The sequence below is a fragment of the Rhodococcus sp. PvR044 genome (assembly GCF_040548995.1).
GTDB classification, from domain to species: Bacteria; Actinomycetota; Actinomycetes; order Mycobacteriales; family Mycobacteriaceae; genus Rhodococcus_G; species Rhodococcus_G oryzae.
Genome location: NZ_JBEPSX010000008.1, coordinates 27563 through 51937 on the forward strand (window position 1 = coordinate 27563; position 24375 = coordinate 51937).

Below are 24375 nucleotides of genomic sequence, written 5' to 3' on the forward strand. Positions count from 1 at the left end.
CGTGCGCAGGTCAGCACGTGGACGGGGCAGGCACACCGCGGAACCGGCCGTCGATCCAATCGAGTGCCTGCGGCAGACCCAGGGCCGCGGCGGAGAGGTGGTCCGGGGTGGGGGTCAGGAGCGTCTCCACCGGCGTGCCTGCCGCGCAGTAGCGCCGCAGGGTGTTGTCGATGGAGTCGACCGGAATCAAAGCATCAGTGGGGCTGTGCCATTCGAAGATCGGGAAGTCCGGGACCCCTGGGTAGAGCTCGAGACTGTTCTCGTCCATCACCACCCAGGCGGAGGGATTGTTCATGAAGTCCTTGTTGTCCGTCACCTGCATCGCGCTGCGCCCGATGCCCCAGAACATGATCTCGTTGGTGCAGCCGTTCTGGATCATCTGCTGCAGCCACCGGCCCTGGTCGTTGAGCTGGCCCGAGACATCGACCCGGTCTGGGTACTCGCGTTCGAGCCCCAGCGCGGCCGCCATCGCGAGGCCGAACGCCGGGTGCGGGTTCGCACCGAGCGCCTGGGCCATCTTTCCTATGTTCATCGGGACGCCGCCCTGGGCCGCGCCGACGATGTTCAGCTCGGGCGCGTATGTGGGTGCCAGGGCGGCAGCCCAGCCGGTGGCCATCCCGCCCCCGGAGTAGCCGGCGAGACCGATCGGGCTGTTCGCCGCCTGGAACTCGGGGATCTTCCGCACTGCCTTCAGACCGTCGAGGGTGATCTGGCCGCCGAGCTTCGCGGCACCGTAGGCCATCCTCGGCCCGAGGTGATCGGGAAGGGCGACCGCCCAGCCACGCGCGAGCGCGATGTTCAGGCCGGGTGCCTCCCGGATCTGGGTGAAGGGGTCGGTCGTGTAGAGCTCGGTCGCGATCTTGCACTTGTTCCCGAGCGCGTTGATGATGTGCTGGTACGACACCAGCGGACCGTCCGGGACGTGGTTCGGTGGCAGCAGGTAGGTGGTGTTCGCCGCCATCGGAAGCCCCTCAGAGTCCTTCGTGCGGAAGAGCACCTCCCAGACCTGGCTCCCGGGAAAGTACAGGTTGGGCGGCATCTGCCGGACCTTGAGCACGTCACCGGGGGCGCGCTCCGCGAGGTCCGGGGGTGCGCTGAAGAAGGGATCCGGATCGGCCACAGGGTAGACCGGGATCGCCCCTGCCGTCCCGCCCCCCACCAACGCCGCAACCAGTCCGGATGCGAGCGCTAAGACCACACCACCGACAAGTCCGCGAGCAGACAATCCCATAGATCCCCCCTGATCATCGACACGGTCGCGTGGCCACTATGCCAGGGAACGTCGGCCCGACACGTGCGTTTCGTTGCGCCGCACCGCCAGCACCTGGTCGGTAGCGGTACCCGTGGGCAGTTGATGGGTCACCAACACGACCGTCCGGCCCGGCGCCACCAGCGTGCCGTCGCGATCGAGCAGGCCCCGCAGCAGCGCCGCGCCCGCCTCCGCGTCGAGGTGCTCGGTCGGCTCGTCCAGCAGCAGCACCCGCGCGGGCGAGGCGATGGCCCGGGCCAGCAGCAGACGTCGACGCTGGCCACCGGACACCGACCGGCCGCCCGATGCCAGCGAGGTGTGCACGCCGTCCGGGAGCCCCGACACCCAGTCCCCCAGCCCGACCTTCTGGAGCAGCGCCCGCGCGCCCTCCTCGTCCAGCTCCCCGTCCGCAACGCGCAGGTTCTCCAGCAACGAGGTGTCGAACAGGTGGGCGTCCTCGGCGAAGAACCCCACCGTGCGACGCAGCGAGTCTGCGTCCACCGATCCGGCCGGCGTCCCGTTCACCGTCAGCGCCCCGGCAACGGGGGCGAGCAGCCCCGCCAGCGTCATCAGCAGGGTGGTCTTGCCCGCGCCGCTTGGTCCGACGATCACGACCCGGGCGCCCGGTGCCAGGTGCAGGTCCAGCGGCTCGGTCACAGCGCCGCCCGGCCACCCGCAGCGCAGGTTCTCGGTGCGCAGGTGCACCGGCCCCTCCACCGGCACACCCCCGGTCGGCACCGGATCCCCCGACCGGTCGAGCAGGTCCACGATGCGCACCGACGCAAGCCTCGCCCTGGTCAGCGCGACCGCCGCCGCGGGCAACGCGGCCGTGCCCTCGAACGCGGCGAGCGGCACCAACACCAGGATCGCCAACGCCATCGGGGTCATCTCGCCGGGGGCCCCGCCGTCGGGGCCGTACAGCGAGATACCGATCAGCAGCGACCCCAGCACGCTCGCCCCGATCGCGAGCGGAGTCGCGGCCGCGGCGAAGGCGGACGGGACCGCGGACCGGTCGGTGGCGCGGATCGCGCGGGCCTCCCAGTCGTTGGCCGCCCGGACCGTCTCGCCGAGCCTGCCCGCGACGCGGAGTTCGGCGGCGTGATCGAGGGCCAGCACCGCGGTCTCACTGAAGCGCGCCGACGCGACGGCGCCGTCCGCCTCCGCCATCCGCGCGGCCCGTGCGGACAGCACCGGCGCGAGCACCCCCGAGACCACGAGCGCGGCGGCCAGCACCAGCGCCGCGGCGGGCGAGATCAGCGCGAGCCCGACGGTCGCCGCGACGGCCAGAATCGCGGCGACGGCCATCGGGATAAGCGCCCGGACCACCACGTCGCCGAGCGCGTCGACGTCCGCCCCGGTGCGCGCGAGCAGGTCCCCACGGCGCAGTCCGGCAGGGGCGGCGGGGTCTCCGGTGGAGAGCCGGCGGTAGATCCGTTCGCGGGCCGCGGTGGTGCCGCGCAGCGCGGCGTCGTGGGTGGCGAGCCGTTCCAGGTAGCGGAACACACCCCGCGAGATGCCAAGGGCGCGAACCGAGACCACCGCGACCGAGAGATCCAGCACCGGCGGCATCTGCCAGGCCCTGGTGATCAGCCAGGCTGACAACGCGGCAAGGGCGAGCGCGCTGCCGAGGGTGGCGACCCCGGCCGCGACCGCGGACAGGACCCGGCCCGGCCGCAGTTCCAGCAGTCGGAGGGCACGCAGGAGCGGATCGCGGCTCATGCCGGCACCTCCGAGTCCAGGTCCGCACCGTCGGCGGCCTCGACGAGCACCACCTCGTCGCCGGCCCGGAGCACCGTGTCCCGGTGCCCGACCATCACCACGGTGCGGCCGCGGGCGGCGAGACCGCACACCGACCGGAGCACCGTCGCCTCGGTGGCGGGATCGAGGTGCGCGGTCGGCTCGTCGAGAAGCACCACCGTGGCATCGGAGAGCAGCACGCGGGTCAGCGCCAGCCGCTGCCGCTGCCCTAGCGAGAGGCCGAGGCCACCAACCCCCACCCGCGTCCGCCAGCCGTCCGGGAGATCGGCCAGCACCGAATCGAATCCCGTTGCCGCGCAGGCCCTGTCCACGGCGTCGGCATCGCTCGCCACCGGACCGGTGAGTTCCAGGTTCTCGCGCAGGGTGCCGGGGATCAGCACCGGGTGTTGGGGCAGCCACGCCACCTCGCGCCACCACTGCTCGGCGTCGAGTGCGCGCACGGGCACCCCACCGACCGACACCTCCCCCTCGTCGGGGTCGGCGAGACCGAGGATCAGGTGCAACACGGTGGACTTGCCGGATCCGTTGGCGCCGGTGAGCACGGTGACCCGGCCCGGTTCCAGGACCGCGTCCAGGCCGCGCGGGGCCCACTGTCCGCGGGCCCGCACCCCCACCGCGCGCAGCACGATCGGGCCGAGGGGCACGGCGCGGTCGCCGTCCCCCGCGACGACCGGTTCCCTGTCGTCCAGCACCCCGAAGGCCTTCTCGGCGGCCGCCATCCCGTCCTCGGCGGCGTGGAACTGCGCGCCGACCATCCGCAACGGCAGGTACACCTCGGCGGCGAGGATCAGCGCGATCACGCCTCCGCGTAGTTCCATGCCGCCGAACACGAGTCGCAGGCCGATGCTCACCGCGACGAGCGCGACGCAGAGCGTGGCCAACAGCTCGAGCACCATCGCGGACAGGAACGCGATCCGCAGCGCCGACATGGTGGTGTGCCGGTGCGCGTCCCCGAGGGCCCGGACCCGTGCCGCCGGGCCCCGTTCGCGACCGAGCGCCCGCAGCGTGGGCAGGCCCGCCAACAGGTCGAGCAGCTGCGCGGACAACGCGGTCATCGTGGTCAGCGAGGCGGCCGCCTTGCCCTTGGTCAGCAGCCCGATCAGGATCATGAAGACCGGCACCAGCGGCAACGTGAGCGCGATGATCACCGCGGAGGTCCGATCGGCGAACAGGATCACCAGCAGGGTGAGCGGCGTGACGGTGACCGCCAGCATCAGGGCGGGCAGGTAGCCGGTGAGATACGCGCGCAGGCCCTCGATCCCGCGGGTGAGGACGGTGGCGAGCTCACCGCGCCGCGGGTCCAGCTTCCGCGGGGGCAGTTCGGCGGCGGCCTCGAGCACCTCGCCGCGGAGCTCCCCGATCACCCTCGACGCCGAACGGTGCGCGTATCGGGAGTGCGCCCAGGTGGACGCCGTCCGCACCGCGACCGCGGCGGCCAGCACCGCCAGCTCGGTCCCCCACGCGGCGGGCGTCCGCGCGGCCGGGTCGGTGATCACCCCGGCCAGCACGGTGCCGATCATCAGCGCCGACACGATGACCGTGCCCGCGGTGACCAGGGACAGCGCCACCGTGAGCAGCAGGTAGCCGCGGGCCGATCTCGAGTAGTGCCAGAGCCGGGGGTCCACCGGACCGCGCCTGCGGGCGTGCTCCGCGGGCGCGGCCGGTGCGTCGAGCGACATCTAACGCGTCTTCAGGGGCAGACCGATCGACGGCGGGATCTGCTTGGTCGAAATCCGCTGGCGGAACACCCAGTACGTCCAGGCCTGGTAACCGATGACCACCGGCGTCATGAACACCGCAGCCCAGGTCATCACCTTGAGTGTGTACGGGCTCGACGACGCGTTGTAGATCGTCAGGTTGTATGCCTCGTCGATGGTGGACGGCATCAGGTTCGGGTAGAGCGAGCCGAAGAGCAGCGCCACCGTGGCGACGACCGCGACCGTGGTGAGCACGAAGGCCCAGCCCTCCCGTGCCGCGGCGGTCAGCGCGACCACCCCGACCAGGGCGGCGGCCGCCACCGCGACGAGGATCCATGTCCAGCCCTTGCCGAAGGACAGCTGCGTCCACAGCACGAACGCCCCGGCCACCACGACCGTCGGGATCGACAGTCGCGCAGCGAGTTTCACCGCGTCCTCGCGAACCTCACCGGAGGTCTTGAGTGCGAGGAACACCGCGCCGTGCAGCGCGAACACGATGGCCGTCGTCGCGCCGCCGAGCAGCGCGTACGGGTTGAGCAGGTCGAAGAAGCCGGAGACGACCTTCTTGTTCTCGTCGATGGCCACGCCGCGCACGATGTTCGCGAACGCGACGCCCCAGAGGACGGCGGGCACCCACGAGCCGATCATGATGCCGATGTCGCAGCGAACTCGCCAGGTCGGATCGTCGATCTTGCCGCGCCACTCGATCGCGCAGATGCGCAGGATCAGCGCGACCAGAATCAACAGCAGCGGTAGGTAGAACCCCGAGAACAGGGTCGCGTACCAGTCCGGGAAGGCCGCGAACAACGCACCGCCCGCGGTGATCAGCCAGACCTCGTTGCCGTCCCAGACCGGGCCGATGGTGTTGAGCATGACCCGTCGGCGGGTGTCTGTGCGGCCGAGCACCGGGAACAGCATGCCGACACCGAAGTCGAAGCCCTCGAGGACGAAGTAGCCGACGAAGAGCACCGCGATGAGGATGAACCAGAATTCCTGAAGTCCCATGGTCTTCTCCCGCCTCAGTACGCGAACGACAGTTGTTTGGGCTCGCCCGGTTCCTCGGGCTCTTCTTCGTCACCTGGCGGATGCTTGTCGTGGTCGGACGGGCCTGCGATCGCATAGCGGCGGATCAGCATGAACCACACCACGCCGAGCGCGGCATAGAGGAGGGTGAAGACGATCAGCGAGAAGACCACGAGACCGGTCGGATGGTCCGACACGCCCTGATCCACGGTCAGCCGGATCTGGTCCACCCCGGTCGGATTCGGGTGCACCACCCAGGGCTGGCGGCCCATCTCGGTGAACACCCATCCGGCGCTGTTGCCGAGGAACGGCGTGGGGATGGCCAGGAGGGACAGCCACCCGAACCACTTTTTGTCCGGGACCCGGCCGCCGCGGGTCATCCACAGCCCGACCACCGCGAGGATGGCCGAGCCGGCCGCCCAGCCGATCATCGCGCGGAAGGTCCAGTAGGTGACGAACAGGTTGGGCTTGTAGTTGCCCGGTCCGAACTGCTCCTCGTACTGGGCCTGGAGTTCGGTGACGCCCTGGAGGGTGGAGTTGGGGTCGCCGTTCGCCAGGAACGAGGTGAGCCCGGGGATGCTGATGAGCTGGGTGATGTTCTCGCAGTTGTTCTGCGTTCCGACCGTCAGGATGGAGAAATCGGCGCCGGTCTCGGTGTGGCACAACGATTCCGCGGATGCCATCTTCATCGGCTGCTGTTCGAACATCAGCTTGGCCTGGATGTCGCCGGTGATCGCGAGGCCGACACCCGAGGCCACCATCACCCACAGGGCGAGGATGGTGACCGGGCGGAACATCGTCCGGGCGGTGTTCTCGTGTTCACCCGAGACCGCCGGATCGGTGGCCTCCTTTGCCCTGCGCATGCTGCGCACCATCGACCAGCCGCCGATACCGGCGACGAACGTGCCCGCGGTGAGGAGCGCGCCCGCCACCACGTGGGGGAACGCCGCCAAGGCCGTGTTGTTGGTGAGCAGTTCCCAGATGCTCGTCAGCTCGGCGCGACCGCGCTCCGCGTTGTACCGAGCACCCACCGGGTGCTGCATGAACGAGTTCGCGGCGATGATGAAGAACGCGGAGGCGTTGACACCGATCGCGACCAACCAGATCGTCGCCAGGTGAACGAGTTTCGGCAGCCGTCCCCAGCCGAAGATCCACAGGCCGAGGAAGGTGGATTCGAGGAAGAAGGCGACCAGGCCCTCCAGCGCCAGCGGCGCCCCGAACACGTCACCGACGAAGCGTGAGTACTCGCTCCAGTTCATGCCGAACTGGAACTCCTGCACGATGCCGGTGGCGACGCCGAGTGCGAAGTTGATGAGGAAGAACTTGCCGAAGAACTTGGTGAGCCGATACCAGTGATCCTTTTTGGTGATCACCCACATCGTCTGCATGATCGCGATGAGCGGGGCGAGCCCGATCGTGAGCGGGACGAGAATGAAGTGGTAGACGGTCGTGATTCCGAATTGCCACCGAGATACGTCCAGTGCGTCCATGGCTTCTCCCATGCAGTGCCCGTTGAACAGGCGTGACCGGGGCCGAGTCGTGGGCTGACGCCTCAGTCCCGCTTCAAAAGGTACGTCCTGCGACCTTTTGCCGCAGGCCTTTATCTACTACCGACAGTAGTAGCGGAGTCAAGTCGCCCGTGCTCGTCCCGGACCGCACTCAGACGGCGTCCGGCATCGCCCCAACCGTCTCCGCCGACAGGTCGACCAGCGCCGACAGCTCCTCGGCGATCTCCGGCACCGTCGTCACCCGACCGTTCAAGGCCCGCACCCGTGCGGCGAGAGTCACACTCGAGAGCAGCCAGACACCGTCCGCCAGAATGAGATCCGCGGGCCGCAGCGGCGCCACCTCGGTGCGGAACTCGTGCTCGCCCGCGATCTCGAAAAGCGCCCGCTGAGTGGTTCCCGGCAGGATCCCCTGCTCGATCGGCGGGGTGATCAGCGTGCGGCCGCGAGCGATGACGACCGTGGAGCGGGGGCCCTCGAGCACGAGACCCTCGCTGCTGGTGAAGATCACGTCGTCGGCGCCAAGCGAGTTCGCATGCCTCAGCGCCGCCATGTTGGTCGCGTAGGACAGCGTCTTCGCGCCCAGCAACTGCCACGGCGCGAGCGCCGCCAGGTCCACCGAGAACCCGCGGGGCAGGGTGACCACCGCGATCCCGTCGCGCCGGACGGCCGCGACGCGATCGTCGATGGGGCCGAGTGTGAGATAACCGGTCGGCCCCCCGCCGATCTCGCGGCCACGGCTGAGCACCAGCCGCATCAACCCCTCGCCGTCGCCGTCCCACTCCGCGAGGGCGGTCTTCACGGCCGCGCGCCAGCGGTCCAGGTCTTGTTCCGGCAGGTCTATCGCCGCCGCGGAGTTGTTCAGCCGTTCGAGATGCAGCTCGATGGTGCACGGGGAACCGCCCCGGACCAGCACGGTCTCGAACACTCCGTCACCACGCACGGCCGCCAGGTCGTCCGCGTAGAGCAGCGGGACGTCGGGGTCGTGCACCTTGCCGTCGAGGGTCACCAGTACGCGAGGAGCCATGCCAACAGCCTAGGACGACCGTCCGGCCGCGGCCGGACGCTCCTACTATGGAGCTGTGTCCGAGTCGCCGAGCGTCGCCCCCAGTCCGCTGCTGTCCTATCCCGGTGCCGTCGCCGGTCCCGACGATTCCCTCGACGCCGGGGTCGCCTGGCACTACGGCGACCCGCTGCGCGAGCAGCGCAGCGCCGAGAACGCCGCCGCCATCGTGGACCGCTCGAACCGTTTCGTGCTCTCCATCGGCGGCGACGAGCGCCTCACCTGGCTGCACACCATCTCCAGCCAGCACATCGCGCAGCTGCCCGACGGCGGTTCCGCGGAGAACCTGAGCCTCGACCTGCAGGGCCGGGTCGAGGAGCACTTCGTGCTGACCGATCTGGACGGAACCACCTGGATCGACACCGAGCGCACCCACGGCCCCGGCCTGCTGGCATTCCTCCAGAAGATGGTGTTCTGGGCGAAGGCCGAGCCCGCCGCCGCGCCCGAGATGGCCGTCCTGAGCCTGCTCGGGCCCGACGTACGCCGGCCGAAAATCCTTGCCGCTCTCGGCATCGCCTCGCTTCCGCCGGTCTACGGCGCGGTCGCGCTGCCCGGGGGCGGCTTCCTGCGCTCGATGCCGTGGCCCGGCGAACACGCCTTCGATCTGATCGTGCCCCGCGACCAGCTCGCCCGCTGGTGGGAGACGCTGACCGCCGCGGGCGCCGCGCCCGCGGGCAGTTGGGCGTTCGAGGCGCTGCGGGTGGCCGCTGTGCGCCCCCGGATCGGCGTGGACACCGACGAGCGCACCATCCCGCACGAGGCCCGCTGGATCGGCGGCATCGCCGAGCACGGGGCCGTGCACCTGGACAAGGGGTGCTACCGCGGCCAGGAGACCGTGGCCCGGGTGCACAACCTCGGCAAGCCCCCGCGCCACCTGGTGCTGCTGCATCTCGACGGGTCCGCGGACACCCGCCCGGAGCCAGGCGACGCGGTCACCGCGGACGGCAGGACCGTCGGGCACCTGGGCACCGTCGTCGACCACCACGAGCTCGGCCCCATCGCACTGGCCCTGGTCAAGCGGACCGTTCCGGTGGACACCGCGCTGCTCGCCGGCTCGGTGGCCGCCTCGATCGATGCCGACTCCGTGCCCAGCTACGACGCTGTGCAGGCGGGCCGGGCCGCCGTCGACCGGCTGCGCGGCCGGTGAGCGGCGCGGGGCGCGTCGACGCCGTCTGCGTGGTGCACGCCGAGCGCGACAGCGGCACCAAGCGGGTGCCGCGCACCGCGATCGACAAGCGGCCCGTCGACGGGCCGGTACGGATCGGCCCCGCGGGCATGGACGGGGACCACATCTGCGACACCGAGTTCCACGGCGGCACGTTCAAGGCGGTGTACGCGTACCAGCAGGACGAGGCGCAGCGGTGGGAGTCGGAGCTGGGACGGCAGCTGCCCGCCGGCTGGTTCGGCGAGAACCTCCGGATCAGCGGGATCGCCGCGAGCGACGCGGTGATCGGCGAACGCTGGCGCCTGGGTGACGGCGATCTCGCCGCCGAGTTGGAAGTGACCGGCCCGCGGACCCCGTGCGGCACCTTCGGTGTGTGGGCCGGGGAACCTCGCTGGGTCAAGCGTTTCGCCGACCGCGCCGACACCGGCGCCTACCTGCGGGTGGTGCGCGGCGGCCTGGTGACCGCCGGCGATGCGATCCACCGCGTGCACGTGCCGGCCCACGGGGTGACCGTGCGCGACCTGTTCACCGGGCGGGACCCGGAAAATCTGGTCGCGTTGCTCGAGCAGCAGCCAGACCTGTCGCCTACTGTCGCAGACAAGGCACGCCGACGGATCGCCGGACGGAAGGTGCAGGTGGAGTATTGAGCGTCGAACTGGTCGAAGTGGATCGCTCCGGTTTCCGCGAGTGCGTGCACCGCGGTTCGGTGGTCGTGCTCGACCCGGACGGCGAGGTCATCCTGGCCCTCGGCGAGGTACACACCCCGATCTATCCCCGTTCGTCGAACAAGCTCATGCAGGCCGTGGCCCTGTTGCGCAGTGGATTCGCCCCCTCCGACAACCGCGAACTGGCGATCGCCGCCGGCTCGCACGAGGGTGAACCCGAGCACGTCGCTGTGGTGCACCGGCTGCTCACCCGCAGCGGGCTCGCCGAGCACCAACTGCGGTGCCCTCCCGAATTGCCGTCGAACGAGACCGCCCGCGCCCGCGTCCTCGCCTCCGGGGCGCTGCCGCGCCGGATCTTCATGAACTGCTCCGGCAAGCACGCGGCCATGCTCTCGGCCTGCGTGGCGCGCGACTGGCCGCTGGAGAGCTACCTGGAGCCCACACACCCCATCCAGCTGGCGGTGATGGACACCATCGCCGAACTGGCCGGTGAGACGGATTACGAGCTGGGCATCGACAGCTGTGGCCTGCCGATCGTGCCGCTCTCGCTCTCCGCCCTCGCGCGCGGATTCGCCACGCTCGCCACCGCGGCCGCCGACAGCGAGGAACGAGCGGTGGCCGATGCCGTCCGCGAGCAACCGTGGCTGGTGTCCGGCACCGGTCACGACGACTTCCTGCTGATGAGCGCCGTACCGGGCCTGCTCTGCAAGGTGGGCGCCGACGGCGTGCACGCGGGTGCGCTGCCCGACGGCACCTCCTTCGCGCTCAAGATCGACGACGGCGGCGAACGCGCCCGCCTGCCGCTCACGGCCGCGCTGCTGCACCGACTCGGGGTCGCCTGGACCGAGGATCTGGCGGAACTCGCCTCGCCACCGGTACTGGGTGGGGGTGTTCGGGTGGGCACAATTCGGGCGATTCCCGGCGTTCTGAGATAAATCAGACACCCAACGCGGCCTGGGGTGGGAGCGCACGCCGAGTTCTCAGGCTAGAGTGTGTCTCAGGAAGAAATACACACTCAAACGGGGCCGCCAAAAATTCCCAGGCCGCCCCGCGGAAGCGCGAGGGGGTTGGCCATGGGCCGCGGCCGGGCTAAGGCAAAGCAGACCAAGGTTGCACGCGAGCTCAAGTACAGCTCGCCGTCCACGAACTTCGACAGCCTGCAAAAGGAACTGTCCGGAGGTTCGTCCAGCTCCCACCGGAACGGGGTCCTCGCCGACCAGCGTTCCGACGACACTGCGTCGCGCTGGGACGACGACGAAAGCGACGACTGGCGCCGCTGACACGGCGAAGTACAGGAATGCGGGGAAGCCCACCGGCTCCCCCGCATTTCGGCATGTACGGTCGGCGCGCAATCTCGATCTGCTGAACACATAAACGAACGGACCGTTGACCTCCCACGAAGGGGGTCGACGGTCCGTTCGTCTCTGTGCTGTGGGATCAGAAGCGCGGGTGGTCTCCGACCATGCGAACGAGGTCGGATCCTTCCTGCTTGTCCGATGCCTTGGCGACGGTGCCGAGCGTCCAGCAGTCGATGTGGCGGGCGGTCAGCACCGCCAGCGCACGGTCGACGTCCTCGGGCGCCACGATGGCGACCATGCCGACGCCCATGTTGAAGGTCTGCTCCATCTCGGCCCGCTCCACCCGGCCGCGCTGCGCGATCATCGCGAACACCGGCGCCGGACTCCAGGTGCCACGGTCGAGCTCGGCGACGAGCCCCTTCGGCATCACCCGGGCGAGGTTGTTCGCCAGGCCGCCGCCGGTGACGTGGCAGAACGTTCGCACGTCGGTCTCGGCGATCAGGGCCAGGCAGTCCTTGGCGTAGATCTTGGTCGGCTCGAGCAGCTCCTCACCGAGGGTCCGGCCGAACTCCTCGACGTGGCCCCCGAGCGACATGCGGTCGATCTCGAGCAGCACCTTGCGGGCCAGCGAGTAGCCGTTGGAGTGCAGGCCCGACGAGCCCATGCCGATCACCACGTCGCCAGGGCGCACCCGCTGCGGGCCGAGCACGGCATCCGCCTCGACGACGCCGACGCCGGTGGCGGAGAGGTCGTAGTCGCCGTCCGCCATCAGTCCGGGGTGCTCCGCGGTCTCGCCGCCGAGCAGCGCGCAGCCGGCGATGATGCAGCCGTCGGCGATGCCCTTGACCAGCTCGGCGACCCGCTCCGGCACGACCCGGCCGACGGCGATGTAGTCCTGCAGGAACAGCGGCTCGGCGCCGCACACCACGAGGTCGTCGACGACCATCGCGACCAGGTCGAGGCCGAGGGTGTCGTGCTTGTCCATGGCCTGCGCGACGGCGATCTTGGTGCCGACGCCGTCGGTGGAGGCCGCGAGCAGCGGCTCCTTGTACCCGCCCTTGAGCGCGAACAGCCCGGCGAATCCGCCGAGGCCGCCGATCACCTCGGGGCGGCTCGCCTTCTTGGCCAGCGGGGCGAACAGCTCGACGGCCCGGTCTCCGGCCTCGATGTCCACCCCCGCCGCCGCATAGGAGGCGCCGGTGGGGCGGTCGTTGTCGTCGGTCATCGGATTCGCTGCTCCAGCCATCTTCTCGGCGGCGCCTTGGGGCACCGCATGGTGATCTACGTGTGGGCGCTGAGCGCCTACGGTCGACTCAACGCGCTCGCGTTGTCGTTGTCCTGCTTCGCCGCGACGCCCGCGGTGCTCTCCAGCATTCCCTCGAGCACGTTCTTACCCATCGAGGTCTCGGTCGGCAGCGCAATCGGGTAATTACCGTCGAAGCACGCCGAGCAGAGTCGGGACGCGGGCTGCTCGGTGGCGGCGATCATGCCCTCGATCGAGACGTAGCCGAGGGTGTCGGCGCCGATCGAGCGGCGGACGCCCTCGAGCATCTCGTCCATGCTGTGGCTGGTCACGCCGCCGGCCTCGCTGGCCCCCGCGCCGTTGGCGATCAGCTCCGCGGGTGAGGCGAAGTCGATGCCGTAGAAGCAGGGCCACTTGACCGGCGGGGAGGCGATCCGCACGTGGATCTCCAACGCGCCCGCCTCGCGGAGCATCCGGATCAGCGCGCGCTGGGTGTTGCCACGGACGATGGAGTCGTCCACCACGATCAGGCGCTTGCCGCGGATGACCTCTTTGAGCGGGTTGAGCTTGAGCCGGATGCCGAGCTGCCGGATGGTCTGCGACGGCTGGATGAAGGTGCGGCCGACGTAGGCGTTCTTCATCAGGCCCTGGCCGTACGGAATCCCGGAACCCTGCGCGTAACCGACCGCGGCCGGGGTGCCGGACTCGGGAACGGGGATGACCAGGTCGCCCTCGATCGGGTGTTCCTTGGCGAGCCTGCGACCGATCTCGACGCGGGTGGCATGCACCGAACGGCCGGAGATGACGCTGTCCGGGCGGGCCAGGTAGACGTACTCGAACACACAGCCCTTGGGCGTCGGGTTCGCGAAACGCGAGGAACGGACGCCGTCGGCGTCGATCGCCAGCATCTCGCCCGGCTCGATGTCGCGGACGAACGACGCGCCGACGATGTCGAGCGCGGCGGTCTCGCTGGCGACGACCCAGCCGCGGTCGAGACGGCCGAGGCAAAGGGGGCGGACGCCGTGCGGATCGCGTGCCGCATACAGGGTGTGCTCGTCCATGAAGGTCAGGCAGAACGCGCCACGCAGAGTGGGTAGCAGCTCCATCGCGGCCTGCTCGATGGTGCGGTCGGCCGCCGCGTGCGCGAGCAGCGCGCCGACGAGGTCGGAGTCGGAGGTGCCTCGGCCCGGCTGCTTGGGGTTGATGAGCCCGGCCTCGCGCGCCCTGGTCGCCAGCTCCGCCGTGTTCACCAGGTTGCCGTTGTGGCCGAGCGCGATGCCCGTGCCTGCCGCGGTGGTCCGGAAGATCGGCTGGGCGTTCTCCCAGGTGGTGGACCCGGTGGTCGAGTACCGACAGTGCCCGACGGCGACGTGCCCCGGCATCGCGCCGAGGGTCTGCTCGTCGAACACCTGGCTGACCAGGCCGAGGTCCTTGAAGACCAGCACCTGTGAGCCGTCGGCGACGGCGATACCCGCCGCCTCCTGACCACGGTGCTGCAGCGCGTAGAGGCCGTAATAGGTGAGCTTCGCCACATCCTCACCGGGAGCCCAGACGCCGAAGACGCCACACTCCTCGCGGGGCGGCTGCTCGTCCTGATCCGACAGGTCTGCGGGTGCGAGAAGATTCGGGCTGTTGACCGACAATTCGGCTGGAGTCACCGGGGTTGCTCCCTAGGGGGTGGGATGGGGGGCAAGGTCATTCTACGGGTTAACGGCGGGTGTACTGACCACAGGCCTCCCGGTCTCAGAAGCGGAGCAGCGGCAGCCAGTGCTCGATCTCGCGGGCCCTGGTGCCCGACGCCGTGAGCGCGCCCGTCGCCGAGGCGTCGTCGAACGTCAGTCCCCCGGTCACCAGCAGCAGCCAGCTCCGCGCATCGGTCTCCACCACGTTCGGCGGGGTGCCCCTGGTGTGCCGCGGTCCCGCGACGCACTGCACCGCGACGAACGGCGGCACCCGCACCTCCACCGAGGACCCCGGTGCGGTGTTCTCGAGGGTCCTGGCGCTGAGCCGGACGGCGGCCGCGAGCTGGGCCCGGCTGGGCGCAGGAGCGTCGGTGTCGGCCAGCCAGTCGCGGACCTCGAGCAGCGCCGCCCTCAGGTCGGCGGGGTCGATCTTCTTGCGTGCGGTCACCGCGCCAACCCGTCGGCGTCGGGCCGGTTCGCTGATCGGCGCGAGATGCGGGCGAGCAGACCGTCCCGCACCCGAGTCCATTCTTCGTCCGTCACCGAGTAGACGATCGTGGTCCGTACCGTGCCATCGCGCCTGCGGGCATGCCGACGGAGCGCACCCTCCTCCGTTGCGCCGATCGCGGTGACGGCGGCGCGCGAGCGCACGTTCTGGTCGTCGACGTTCAGTTCCACCCGGCGCGCCCCGAGAGTGCCGAAAACATGTTCCAGCACAAGTAGTTTCGACTCCGCATTGATCGCCGTGCCCCGCACACGGGAGGCGAGCCATGTGTAGCCCACCGTCACCCGACCGTGCAGCTCGCTCATGTTGTAGATCGAGGTGGTACCGACTATCTCACCGGTCGCGGCGTCCACCTGCGTGAGTGTCTGCCGCCCGGACCGTAGCGCGTGGTCGACCGATGCCACGGACGGCGGCTCCGACTCGATCCCATACGGAAAGAAGCGCAACGTCTCGGGATCGTCGTGCGCCCTCGCCAACCCGTCGACGTCGGCAGGCGTCGTCGGGCGCAGCAGCACGAACTCACCGCGCAATGTCGGCGGCTTGCTCCAGTGGTCCGTCACGTTCCCCCCGCTGTCCACGTCACTTCTCCGGTCCCTGCGTGCCTGCCCTCGCGTCGATCGCCGCGCGGACGCGTTCGGTGTCGTCGGCGGTCCAGCCGTCGGGCGCGGCCACCGCGACCCAGCCGTCGAGCACGGTGGTGCCGTAGTTGTGGCCGTGGCCGTCGGGCACCCCCGCCGCGTTGGCGAGGTCGGCCGCGACCTGCCAGAACGTGACGAACGGGAACCAGCGCATGTCCGGCAGGCGGTCGTCGCCCGGCGCCTCCGACAGCCAGTCCGGGCGGTTGAAGATCAGGTCGGGGCTCCACCACACCACCGGGTCCGACGGATGCTGGATGTAGAGCACCCGGGGCTTCATCCACGGGGACGCCGGACTCCCGATCGAGGCCGCGTCATTGGCGAAACGCACCACCAGCCCGTCGGAGTACATCGGTTCGACCTGCCGAGTGCCCGGGTCCCGCCGTGCTTCGAGCTGGCTCCACAGGGTGTTCGAGTTCGGCGGACCCACCCACAGCACCCCGTCGACGGTCTCCCGGATGTCGGCGAGCCCGTCGAACGCCGCCTCGCCTGCCTGCGTTCCGAGGCTCTCCCCGTAGATCAGCAGTTTGGGCCTGGTCTCCGCGGGCTCGCGCAGCCAGCGCTCGTGCACGCGGCCGATCAGCGCCCGCCCCGCCTCGGCGGCCTTGTTCCGGTCCGCAAGAAACGAGATCCAGCTGGGCAGGTACGAGTACTGGTTGGCAACGAGGGCGCTGTCGCCGTTGTGCACCAGCTCGATCGCCTCGGCCGCGGTCGGGTTGACCCAGCCGGTGCCGGTGGTCGGGATGACCACCAGGACACTGCGGTGGAAGGCTCCGGTGCGCTCGAGCTCGGCGATCACGACGTCCAGTCGGGCGTCGGTGTCCGCCGCCGTCTCCAGCCCCGCGTACACACGGATCGGTTCGAGCGCCTGCTTCCCGTTCACCGCTGTGAGTTCGTCGGCGTGCATGCCCCGCGAGACGAAGTTCCGGCCCTCGAAGCCGAGCGACTCCCAGCTCGCGTACGAGTCGGGACTGCCGGACCGCTCGAGGGCGGTCGGCTGCTCGACGCCCTCGCGGGTGGTGTTGTTCTGCAGGCTGAACGCGGAGTTGATCGCCGCGTAGGCGGCGTCGAACAGCACGTCCGTCACCATGGTGTAGCTGAGGAACGCGACCAGCACCACGCCGATCGGTGCGGCGGCGGAACGCGGCACCTTCAGCCACCGATTCAGGTAGCGGGCGACCAACCTGACCAGGTCCCGGAGCACCCGCCACAACGAGATCAGCAGCGCCGCCACCAGCATGCTGAGCAGCAGCGTCCGCAGGTAACCGGTGGTGGTGGTGCCCTCGGCGTCGGTCAGCGCGGCCAGCTCACGCTGCCAGGCCGCCGAGGCGATGAGCATGCCGATCGACACCAGCAGCGACAGGGTCGGCACCGCGATCTTGAGCGCCAGCTGGACCTTCGCGGGCGGCGGCCACCAGGGCAGCCGCGCCAGCAGGAGCCGGTTGACCGCCCACCCGACCGCGGTCCCGACGCCGTAGCCGATGGCCGCGGTGATGCCACCGATCAGGCCCTGGTAGAGCCAGTCCCGGGGCAGCAGTGACGGCGTCAGCGACCAGCAGAAGAACAGCGCCGCGAACGCGATGCCCGTGTAGTCCAGCCGCAGCAGGCCCCACGCCCAGCCCACGAAGGGGTGCCGTTCCCGAAGCTCCTCGGGAGAGGCGAGGACCTCGACCCAGTTGGACGGCTCGTGCTTCGCACCGGCCGCTCCCCCGGCCTGCTTGGTCCCGACCTCTCCCCCGGTCAAGGACTCAGCCGAAGAGTTCGGGGAGCGTCGCCTCCGACAGTTCGCGCAGCTCGGCCATGCTCACCGAGAACTGGCCCTGGACCTCGATCGAGTCCGAGCCCTCGTCGACGACACCGATGCGCACCCACGGCAGGCCGCGAGCGGTGCACATGCCGGTGAACCGGGTCTCCTCGGTGCGCGGCACCGCGACAAGGACTCGGCCTGCCGACTCGGAGAACAGCGTGACGAACGGGTCCGCGCCCTCGGGGAGCAGGATCCGGCAGCCGGTCTCGCCTGCCAGCGCGGCCTCGACGACCGCCTGGGCCAGGCCGCCCTCGGACAGGTCGTGCGCAGCGCTGACCAGCCCGTCCCGCGAGCCGGCCAGCAGGATGTCGGCGAGCAGCTGCTCGCGCGCCAGGTCGACCTTCGGCGGCACGCCACCGAGGTGATCGTGCTCGACCTGGGCCCAGATCGAGCCATCAAGCTCATCGCGAGTCTCCCCCAGCAGGATCAGGGTCTCGCCCGGCTCCAGGCCGAGTCCGGTGGGGATGCGGCGGTGCACGTCGTCGATCACACCGAGGACGGCGACCACCGGGGTCGGCAGGATGGCCGTCGAGCCGGTCTGGTTGTAGAAGCTGACGTTGCCGCCGGTGACCGGGATGCCGAGGGTGGCGCAGCCGTCGGCGAGGCCGCGCACGGCCTGCTGGAACTGCCACATCACGCCCGGGTCCTCCGGCGATCCGAAGTTGAGGCAGTTGCTGACGGCCTTCGGGGTCGCACCGGTGACCGCGACGTTCCGGAACGCCTCGGCCAGCGCGAGCTGGGCACCGGCGTACGGGTCCAATGCGGTGTAGCGGCCGGAGGCGTCGGTGGCCAGCGCGATACCGCGGCCGGTCTTCTCGTCGATCCGGATGACGCCCGCGTCGGCCTGCTCGGCGAGCACGGTGTTGCCGCGCACGTAGCGGTCGTACTGCTCGGTGATCCACTTGCGGCTGCACAGCTGAGGCGAGGCCACCATGTTCAGCAGCGTCGTCTTCAGCTCCTCCGGCGTGGTCGGACGCGCGAGGGAGGCGGTGGTGTCCGCGACGAGCGCGTCCTGGGTGGCGGGACGCTGCACGGGACGCTCGTAGACCGGGCCCTCGTGCGCGACGGTGCGCGGCGGCACGTCCACCACGTTCTCGCCGTGCCAGTCGATGGTGAGCCGGTCTCCGTCGGTGACCTCACCGATGACGGTGGCGAGCACGTCCCACTTGCGGCAGACCTCCATGAACGCGTCCACGTTCTCGGGGGTGACCACGGCGCACATCCGCTCCTGCGACTCGCTGGAGAGGATCTCCGCCGCGGTCATGCCGGTCGCGCGGGTCGGCACCTTGTCCAGGTCGATGTGCATGCCGCCGTCGCCCGCGGCCGCGAGCTCGGAGGTGGCACAGGACAGCCCGGCGCCGCCGAGGTCCTGGATGCCGACGACCAGCTTCGCCTTGTACAGGTCGAGACAGCACTCGATGAGCACCTTCTCGGTGAACGGGTCGCCGACCTGCACGGCGGGCAGCTTCTTGGGGCGACCGCCGGACGACTCGTCGAAGGTCTCCGAGGCGAGCACGGACACGCCGCCGATGCCGTCGAGGCCGGTGCGCGCGCCGAACAGGATGATCTTGTTGCCCGCGCCGGAGGCGAACGCCAGGTGCAGGTCCTCGACCCGCATCGCGCCCGCGCACAGCGCGTTCACCAGGGGGTTGCCCGCGTAGGAGGCGTCGAAGACGGTCTCGCCGCCGACGTTCGGCAGGCCGAGGGAGTTGCCGTAGCCGCCGACGCCGCGCACGACGCCGTCGACGACCCGGCGGGTGTCGGGCGCGTCCGCCGCGCCGAAGCGGAGCTGATCCATGACCGCGATCGGGCGGGCGCCCATCGCCATGATGTCGCGGACGATGCCGCCGACGCCGGTCGCCGCGCCCTGGTAGGGCTCGATGTAGGAGGGGTGGTTGTGCGACTCCACCTTGAAGGTGACCGCCCAGCCGTCGCCGATGTCGACGACGCCCGCGTTCTCACCGATGCCCGCGAGCATCGAGGAGCGCATCTCGTCGGTGGTGGTCTCGCCGAAGTACTTCAGGTGCACCTTGGAGGACTTGTAGGAGCAGTGCTCGCTCCACATCACCGAGTACATCGCGAGCTCGGCATCGGTCGGGCGCCGACCGAGGATCTCCTTGATCCGGGTGTACTCGTCTTCCTTGAGTCCCAGTTCCTTGAAGGGCTGGGCGACATCCGGGGTCGCTGCGGCCTTGGTGACGGTGTCGACCTGCACGGTGCTCGTCTCTGAAGACACGGGGAGTCGGGTCCCTTCCCTGGAGGAGTCAAATCGGCCGCGGCTGGCGCCACGCTGCCTGGGCAAAGTCTAACCGCCAGGACAGCGTGCCCCCGCACTGGTAGCGGCCACCCGCGCCGTCACTGCTCGTCGGGGTACTCCACCCGCAGCAGCCGCGCGTCTCCTGTGGTCGCCGGGTCGGGACGGTCGGCCTGATCCGTGGCCCTCATCTGCAGACCGTTCAGGTCGGTGCGCATGTAGATGACGTTGTAGCGGTCCCAGGTGGTGGCCACGAACTCCAGGTGCTGGCCCGTGGCCCACGGGTGCATGAACCCGCCGTAGAGCGCGGGCACCAGCACCCCGCTGAGAATGGTCTGCTTGCCGCTCCACGGGCCCTCGAGCCGGTCCGCCTGCCGGATCACGAGCGAGTTGGTCTCGTCGGTGTACATCGCCACCCACTTGTTCAGGTAGTCGTTCCATTGCACCGCGAGCTCGCTGACCGGCGAGCCGATCACCGGTGTGGCCTGCGCGAGGTCGGCGACCCAGGCGCTGCCGTTCCAGTACGTGTAGGCGTTCAGGTCGCGGATCTGAGCGGCAGGGACGCGGGCGAGCAGCGCGGTGCCCTGCCGGCCGGACTCGGTGCCGTACTCGTAGACGAAGCCGTCCTTACCGTCGACGAAGGCGCTCTGCTGGAACTTCGAATTGGCCGGGTTCACCGCGGGGATGCCCGGGATACCGATGCCCTCGGTGTTGGCGCGAACGGTCGCCGGGTCCGCGGTCCAGTTCTCCCCGTTGTCGGTCGAGTACGCGATGGCCGAGTAGTTGGTGGTCCAGTTGCCGGGGGTGTCCCAGGACCGCACCGACATGAACCGGACGTACTGCACCCCGTTCACCGCGATGCCCGCGGTGGGAATGGTCGTGTACTCGCCGGGGATGGCGAAGCCGGGGATGATCTCCTTGGAATTGTTCGGGCCGGCCAGCGGCGAGCTGTCGATCCGCATGCCGTCGGACAGCACAGTGTCGGAACTGCGGAACAGGACGTTGCTCCGCCAGTCGTCGCCGTCGGCCTCGCAGTCGCCGACGGTGTCACCGAACGCCATCATCACGTCGTGGCGGCCGAGCGCGTTTCCGTTGTCCCACATGATGCCCAGGTCGGTGCCCGAGACGTTGAAGCGCGAGATGGTGTTGTTCGGGCTGCCCGGACCCGTGACCATCTCGATCGCCTTGGTCTTGCCGGTCAACTGCGGGACGCCGCCGTCCGGCGGGCCGGTGAGCCACGGCAGCGCCCCGGCAAGCGATCCGGTACTGCTACCGCTGCTCCCGCCGCTCGAACTGCCCGATCCGCCCTGACCGCAGGGGCCGCCCTCGGCCGCCTCGGCCGGCGAAACCGCCGACGCCGCAAGGGCAACCGCGACCACCGTCGCAGACAGGGCGGACGACCACGACCGACTCAGTGCGTGCACGAAGATGTTCCTCTCGGAGCTGGGCAGGGCGCGCGAAAATGTGCGCGGCCCAGCCAACCACGAGAAAATTGTTACTGAGGTGCCTGCTGGGGCAATTGTTACTAAACGTCAACAAACACCTTCGTCGACCGGTCCTACTCCGCGGGCGTCAGGAAGGCCGCCAGCGCCTCGGCGTACGCGGTCACGTCGGCCGCGCCCATCAGCTCCCGCGCCGAGTGCATCGCGAGCTGTGCAGCTCCCACGTCGACGGTGGACAGCCCGGTCCGCGACGCGGTGATCGGTCCGATGGTGGAACCACACGGCAGGTCCGCGCGGTGCACATAGCGCTGCAGCGGCACGCCCGCCTGATCGCAGGCGAGGGCGAAGGCGCCCGCCCCTGCCGCATCGGTGGCGTAGCGCAGGTTCTGGTTGACCTTGAGCACCGGACCGCCGTTGATCTCGATCCGGTGCGCGGGCTCGTGCCGGTCCGGGTAGTTCGGGTGGGTGGCGTGCGCCATGTCCCCGGACGCGCACACCGAGCCGGCCATCGCGCGCAGGAAGTCCTCCCGGCCGCCGCCGCGCGCCAGCACGATCCGCTCGAGCACCGAGTTCAGCAGGTCGGAGAAGGCACCACGGTCGGACATGCTGCCGACCTCCTCGTGGTCGAACAGTGCCAGCACCGGAATCGCCTCGGCCGGGTTCTCCACCGCGGCGAGCAGCGCCCGGCTGCCCGCGTAGCAGGTGCCCTGGTTGTCCAGGCGCGGCGCGCTGACCAGCTCGCCGTGCAGCCCGACCACCGCGCTCGGCGCGAGGTCGTGGGTCATCAGTTCCCAGCCGAGCACCGCGCCCGGATCGACGCCGGCCTCCTCGGCCAGGAAGCCGAGGAACCGCCGCGGCGAGGAGCCGACACCCCAGATCGCATTCACGTGCCGCTGCGGGTCGAGCTGCACCCCCTTGCGGTCCTCAGACAGGTGGATGGCCAGCTGCGGCACCCGCAGGATCGGCCGGTCCACTCGGATCAACTTCTCCTGCAGCGTGTTTCCGTCGCGAATGCTCAGCCTGCCGGAGATGCCCAGATCTCGGTCCAGCCAGGAGTTCAGCCACGCGCCGCCGTACGGCTCGAGGCCGACCAGCTGCCAGCCGGCGGAATCGAGGTCGGGGTGCTGCTTGACCCGCAGGTTCGGGCTGTCGGTGTGGCCGCCGACGATCCGGAACGGCGCCGCCTCCCGCCCGCTGGCCTCGGTGCTCCATGCGACCAGCGAGCCGCCGCGCACCAGGAAGTATCGACCGGGAGCCGACGGCCAGCCCTGGGTCTCCCGCAGCCGCACGAAGCCCGCGACGGTCAGCTCGCCCGCGACCGTTTCACAGACGTGGAACGGTGACGGCGACGCGTCGACGAAGGAGCAGAGCCCGGTTGCGGTGGCGTCGGTGAGCTGCGGCATGAGTCGATCCTAGTGACCGGGTCGACCCCGTCAGTGGCTGCCCGACACGCAGAACCTGTTCCCGTCCGGGTCGGTGAGGGTGACCCACCGGAAGCCGTCCATGTCGTGCCGCTCGTACTCCTGCGCACCGGCAGCGGTCAGCTCGGCCACCTCCGCGTCGAGGTCCTCCGCGATCATGTCGAGGTGCACCCGGTTCTTGCCCGGCGTGGGGTCCGGCACCTTCTGGAAGGCCAGCTTGTGCGCGGCGCCCGGCACCTCGACCATGTAGAACCAGCCGTCGTTCTCCTGCTCGATCCGGCCACCGACCCGCTCGGCCCACCACGCGGCGAGCGGACCCGGTTCGGCACTGTCGAAGGTGATCATGCCCAGTGTCAGTGTCATGCCCGAACGCTACCGCCGGGCACCGACATTCGGCGCGAACTCGTTCGCGGGGACCGCCGCCGAGGTCGACTACCGTTGGCGCACAGGATGAGCCACACCCGACGCAGACCGGAGCCCACGATGACCGAATCGCCTCGCCCGCCACGGGCTCCCGAGTCCCAGACGGTGACCAGCCCCCTCTCCCCTGCGGCCATCTTCCTCGTCGCGACCGTAGACGCCGGGGGCGAGGCGCTCACTCGCTCGCTGCTCGCGGACGCCGCTGGCCTCCGCCGGGCGGTCGGGCTGCGGGTGCCGGGCTCGGGTCTGGAACTGATCGTCAGCATCGGCTCGGACGCCTGGGACCGACTGTTCGCCGGGCCGCGACCCGCGCAGTTGCACCCGTTCCCGGCGTTGCGCGGCGGGAAGCACCAGGCCCCGTCCACTCCGGGCGACCTGCTCTTCCACATCCGGGCGATGAGCCTCGACGCCTGTTTCGAGCTCGCACACCAGATCGCCAAGCGGCTCGCGGGCGCGGCCACCGTGGTCGACGAGGTGCACGGCTTCCAGTACTTCGAGAACCGCGACCTGATCGGCTTCGTGGACGGCACCGAGAACCCGTCTGGGCGAGGCGCCGTCGCGGCGGTCACCGTTGGCGACGAGGACCCGGCCTTCGCGGGCGGCTCCTACGTGCACGTGCAGAAGTACCTGCACGACATGTCGACGTGGGAGGCGCTGCCGGTTCCCGAGCAGGAGAAGGTGATCGGGCGCACCAAGCTCGAGGACATCGAGATGAGCGCCGACGTCAAGCCGGCGAACTCACACGTCGCACTGAACGCCATCAAGGACGAGCAGGGCGAGTCGCTGGAGATCCTGCGCGCGAACATGCCGTTCGGCCGCGTCGGCGACGGCGAGATGGGCACGTACTTCATCGGCTACTGCCGCACGCCCGCGATCACCGAACGGATGCTCGCGAACATGTTCCTCGGCGATCCGCCCGGCAATTACGACCGGCTGCTCGACTTCTCGGTCCCGGTCACCGGATCCGCGTTCTTCACCCCGAGCGCCGACTTCTTCGACGCCCTGCCCGGGGCGCCGACCGACTGATCGGCCGCGCCCCGGCGGGTCCTCAGTGGCCCGGCAGCACGCAGACGCTGTCGAGTCCGAGAACGTGATTGAGCCTGCCGAACGCCAGCCAGGAGCCGATGCTCATCGAGAGCTCGACGACCTCGGCCTGGGTGTAGTGCTCGAACATCCGGGTCCAGAACTCGTCGTCCAGCCCGTGGTGGTCGAGCGCGTACCGCTCCGCGTACTCCGCCGCCAGCCGGGTGCGATCGTCGAAAACGTCGGTGGTGCGCCAGTTCTCGACCGCATCGTCGAAACCGGCCTCCACCTTCTTGCCGTCCCGTTCGGTGCGCCAGTCCTGGCAGAAGATGCAGCCGTTGATCTGCGCGATCCGCAGCCGGGCGGCCTCGAACGCACGCAGGTCGATGGTCGAGTGTTCGTACACGGACAGCGAGAACTTCGAGGCCGCGATCCCGATGCCGGGGACCATCTCGCCCCACACGTACCCGATCGGGTCCTTGTCTTCGGGAATGTCGATGAGCATGGCTCGTCCTTTCGT

Annotated in this window: 21 protein-coding genes; 5 read left to right on the forward strand and 16 right to left on the reverse strand. The window is 70.0% G+C overall.

Features of this window, described 5'->3' with window-relative positions; all coding sequences use genetic code 11:
- Positions 1 to 10 precede the first annotated feature (10 nt).
- The 6 genes from ABIC28_RS18540 to ABIC28_RS18565 form a co-directional block, all read right to left on the reverse strand.
- Positions 11 to 1231 carry a lipase family protein gene (locus ABIC28_RS18540; RefSeq protein ID WP_097211966.1) on the reverse strand — a complete coding sequence of 407 codons (1221 nt, stop codon included), beginning with the start codon at positions 1229 to 1231 and terminating at the stop codon, positions 11 to 13.
- 36 nt (positions 1232 to 1267) lie between these two features.
- Positions 1268 to 2968, reverse strand: a complete 1701-nt coding sequence (cydC, locus tag ABIC28_RS18545) for a thiol reductant ABC exporter subunit CydC (RefSeq protein WP_354580220.1) — start codon at positions 2966 to 2968, stop codon at positions 1268 to 1270.
- Positions 2965 to 4686: a thiol reductant ABC exporter subunit CydD gene (gene cydD / locus ABIC28_RS18550; RefSeq protein ID WP_097211964.1), complete on the reverse strand. Its 1722-nt coding sequence runs from the start codon at positions 4684 to 4686 to the stop codon at positions 2965 to 2967. The genes cydC and cydD overlap by 4 nt, the downstream gene beginning before the upstream one ends.
- Positions 4687 to 5709 carry a cytochrome d ubiquinol oxidase subunit II gene (gene cydB / locus ABIC28_RS18555; RefSeq protein ID WP_269589036.1) on the reverse strand — a complete coding sequence of 341 codons (1023 nt, stop codon included), beginning with the start codon at positions 5707 to 5709 and terminating at the stop codon, positions 4687 to 4689. It lies immediately after the preceding gene.
- 14 nt (positions 5710 to 5723) lie between these two features.
- Positions 5724 to 7217 (reverse strand): cytochrome ubiquinol oxidase subunit I, encoded by a 1494-nt coding sequence (locus ABIC28_RS18560; protein WP_097211962.1) that lies wholly within the window; start codon positions 7215 to 7217, stop codon positions 5724 to 5726.
- A 169-nt stretch (positions 7218 to 7386) separates the two neighbouring features.
- Positions 7387 to 8259 (reverse strand): aminodeoxychorismate lyase, encoded by an 873-nt coding sequence (locus ABIC28_RS18565; RefSeq protein ID WP_097211961.1) that lies wholly within the window; start codon positions 8257 to 8259, stop codon positions 7387 to 7389.
- A gap of 55 nt (positions 8260 to 8314) precedes the next feature.
- Between ABIC28_RS18565 and ygfZ the strand changes: the two genes are divergently transcribed.
- The 4 genes from ygfZ to ABIC28_RS18585 all read left to right on the forward strand — a co-directional run bounded on the left by ygfZ (position 8315) and on the right by ABIC28_RS18585 (position 11405).
- Positions 8315 to 9442: a CAF17-like 4Fe-4S cluster assembly/insertion protein YgfZ gene (ygfZ, locus tag ABIC28_RS18570; protein ID WP_097211960.1), complete on the forward strand. Its 1128-nt coding sequence runs from the start codon at positions 8315 to 8317 to the stop codon at positions 9440 to 9442.
- Positions 9439 to 10107 (forward strand): MOSC domain-containing protein, encoded by a 669-nt coding sequence (locus tag ABIC28_RS18575; RefSeq protein WP_097211959.1) that lies wholly within the window; start codon positions 9439 to 9441, stop codon positions 10105 to 10107. Before ygfZ ends, ABIC28_RS18575 begins: the two co-directional genes overlap by 4 nt.
- Entirely contained in the window at positions 10104 to 11060 is a 957-nt protein-coding gene (locus tag ABIC28_RS18580) for an asparaginase (RefSeq protein WP_097211958.1), read from the forward strand. The genes ABIC28_RS18575 and ABIC28_RS18580 overlap by 4 nt, the downstream gene beginning before the upstream one ends.
- 138 nt (positions 11061 to 11198) lie before the next feature.
- Positions 11199 to 11405 carry a DUF3073 domain-containing protein gene (locus ABIC28_RS18585; protein ID WP_097211957.1) on the forward strand — a complete coding sequence of 69 codons (207 nt, stop codon included), beginning with the start codon at positions 11199 to 11201 and terminating at the stop codon, positions 11403 to 11405.
- Between the two features lie 157 nt (positions 11406 to 11562).
- Here ABIC28_RS18585 and purM read toward each other — a convergent pair whose 3' ends face one another.
- The 9 genes from purM to ABIC28_RS18630 form a co-directional block, all read right to left on the reverse strand.
- Positions 11563 to 12648: a phosphoribosylformylglycinamidine cyclo-ligase gene (gene purM / locus ABIC28_RS18590; protein ID WP_097211956.1), complete on the reverse strand. Its 1086-nt coding sequence runs from the start codon at positions 12646 to 12648 to the stop codon at positions 11563 to 11565.
- A gap of 77 nt (positions 12649 to 12725) precedes the next feature.
- Complete coding sequence (purF, locus tag ABIC28_RS18595; RefSeq protein WP_097211955.1) at positions 12726 to 14324, reverse strand: amidophosphoribosyltransferase; 1599 nt, start codon at positions 14322 to 14324, stop codon at positions 12726 to 12728.
- An 85-nt stretch (positions 14325 to 14409) separates the two neighbouring features.
- Positions 14410 to 14796, reverse strand: coding sequence for a sterol carrier family protein (locus ABIC28_RS18600; protein ID WP_354580226.1), 387 nt, complete (start codon positions 14794 to 14796; stop codon positions 14410 to 14412).
- Positions 14793 to 15431 (reverse strand): GNAT family N-acetyltransferase, encoded by a 639-nt coding sequence (locus ABIC28_RS18605; RefSeq protein WP_354580228.1) that lies wholly within the window; start codon positions 15429 to 15431, stop codon positions 14793 to 14795. Before ABIC28_RS18605 ends, ABIC28_RS18600 begins: the two co-directional genes overlap by 4 nt.
- 1 nt (position 15432) lies before the next feature.
- Positions 15433 to 17232 (reverse strand): alpha/beta hydrolase, encoded by a 1800-nt coding sequence (locus ABIC28_RS18610; protein ID WP_097211952.1) that lies wholly within the window; start codon positions 17230 to 17232, stop codon positions 15433 to 15435.
- Positions 17233 to 17236: 4 nt separating this feature from the next.
- Positions 17237 to 19510 (reverse strand): phosphoribosylformylglycinamidine synthase subunit PurL, encoded by a 2274-nt coding sequence (purL, locus tag ABIC28_RS18615; protein WP_354580432.1) that lies wholly within the window; start codon positions 19508 to 19510, stop codon positions 17237 to 17239.
- A 140-nt stretch (positions 19511 to 19650) separates the two neighbouring features.
- Positions 19651 to 20973, reverse strand: a complete 1323-nt coding sequence (locus ABIC28_RS18620) for a glycoside hydrolase family 183 protein (protein WP_354580231.1) — start codon at positions 20971 to 20973, stop codon at positions 19651 to 19653.
- A gap of 134 nt (positions 20974 to 21107) precedes the next feature.
- On the reverse strand, positions 21108 to 22394 hold the full coding sequence (locus tag ABIC28_RS18625; RefSeq protein ID WP_354580233.1) for a M18 family aminopeptidase: 1287 nt from the start codon (positions 22392 to 22394) through the stop codon (positions 21108 to 21110).
- 30 nt (positions 22395 to 22424) lie between these two features.
- Positions 22425 to 22775 carry a VOC family protein gene (locus tag ABIC28_RS18630; RefSeq protein WP_097211948.1) on the reverse strand — a complete coding sequence of 117 codons (351 nt, stop codon included), beginning with the start codon at positions 22773 to 22775 and terminating at the stop codon, positions 22425 to 22427.
- 120 nt (positions 22776 to 22895) lie between these two features.
- Between ABIC28_RS18630 and ABIC28_RS18635 the strand changes: the two genes are divergently transcribed.
- Entirely contained in the window at positions 22896 to 23858 is a 963-nt protein-coding gene (locus ABIC28_RS18635) for a Dyp-type peroxidase (protein ID WP_097211947.1), read from the forward strand.
- A gap of 22 nt (positions 23859 to 23880) precedes the next feature.
- Here the strand turns inward: ABIC28_RS18635 and ABIC28_RS18640 are convergent, their stop codons facing one another.
- Complete coding sequence (locus tag ABIC28_RS18640; protein WP_077042822.1) at positions 23881 to 24360, reverse strand: carboxymuconolactone decarboxylase family protein; 480 nt, start codon at positions 24358 to 24360, stop codon at positions 23881 to 23883.
- Between the last annotated feature and the right edge of the window lie 15 nt (positions 24361 to 24375).

Coding starts and splice junctions, on each gene's coding strand:
- ABIC28_RS18625 (WP_354580233.1), bottom strand. CDS start 22,394: ATGCCGCAGCTCACCGACGCCACCGCAACCGGGCTCTGCTCCTTCGTC.
- ABIC28_RS18640 (WP_077042822.1), bottom strand. CDS start 24,360: ATGCTCATCGACATTCCCGAAGACAAGGACCCGATCGGGTACGTGTGG.
- cydD (WP_097211964.1), bottom strand. CDS start 4,686: ATGTCGCTCGACGCACCGGCCGCGCCCGCGGAGCACGCCCGCAGGCGC.
- ABIC28_RS18540 (WP_097211966.1), bottom strand. CDS start 1,231: ATGGGATTGTCTGCTCGCGGACTTGTCGGTGGTGTGGTCTTAGCGCTC.
- purM (WP_097211956.1), bottom strand. CDS start 12,648: ATGACCGACGACAACGACCGCCCCACCGGCGCCTCCTATGCGGCGGCG.
- ABIC28_RS18565 (WP_097211961.1), bottom strand. CDS start 8,259: ATGGCTCCTCGCGTACTGGTGACCCTCGACGGCAAGGTGCACGACCCC.
- ABIC28_RS18635 (WP_097211947.1), top strand. CDS start 22,896: ATGACCGAATCGCCTCGCCCGCCACGGGCTCCCGAGTCCCAGACGGTG.
- ABIC28_RS18630 (WP_097211948.1), bottom strand. CDS start 22,775: ATGACACTGACACTGGGCATGATCACCTTCGACAGTGCCGAACCGGGT.
- ABIC28_RS18585 (WP_097211957.1), top strand. CDS start 11,199: ATGGGCCGCGGCCGGGCTAAGGCAAAGCAGACCAAGGTTGCACGCGAG.
- cydC (WP_354580220.1), bottom strand. CDS start 2,968: ATGAGCCGCGATCCGCTCCTGCGTGCCCTCCGACTGCTGGAACTGCGG.
- ABIC28_RS18560 (WP_097211962.1), bottom strand. CDS start 7,217: ATGGACGCACTGGACGTATCTCGGTGGCAATTCGGAATCACGACCGTC.
- cydB (WP_269589036.1), bottom strand. CDS start 5,709: ATGGGACTTCAGGAATTCTGGTTCATCCTCATCGCGGTGCTCTTCGTC.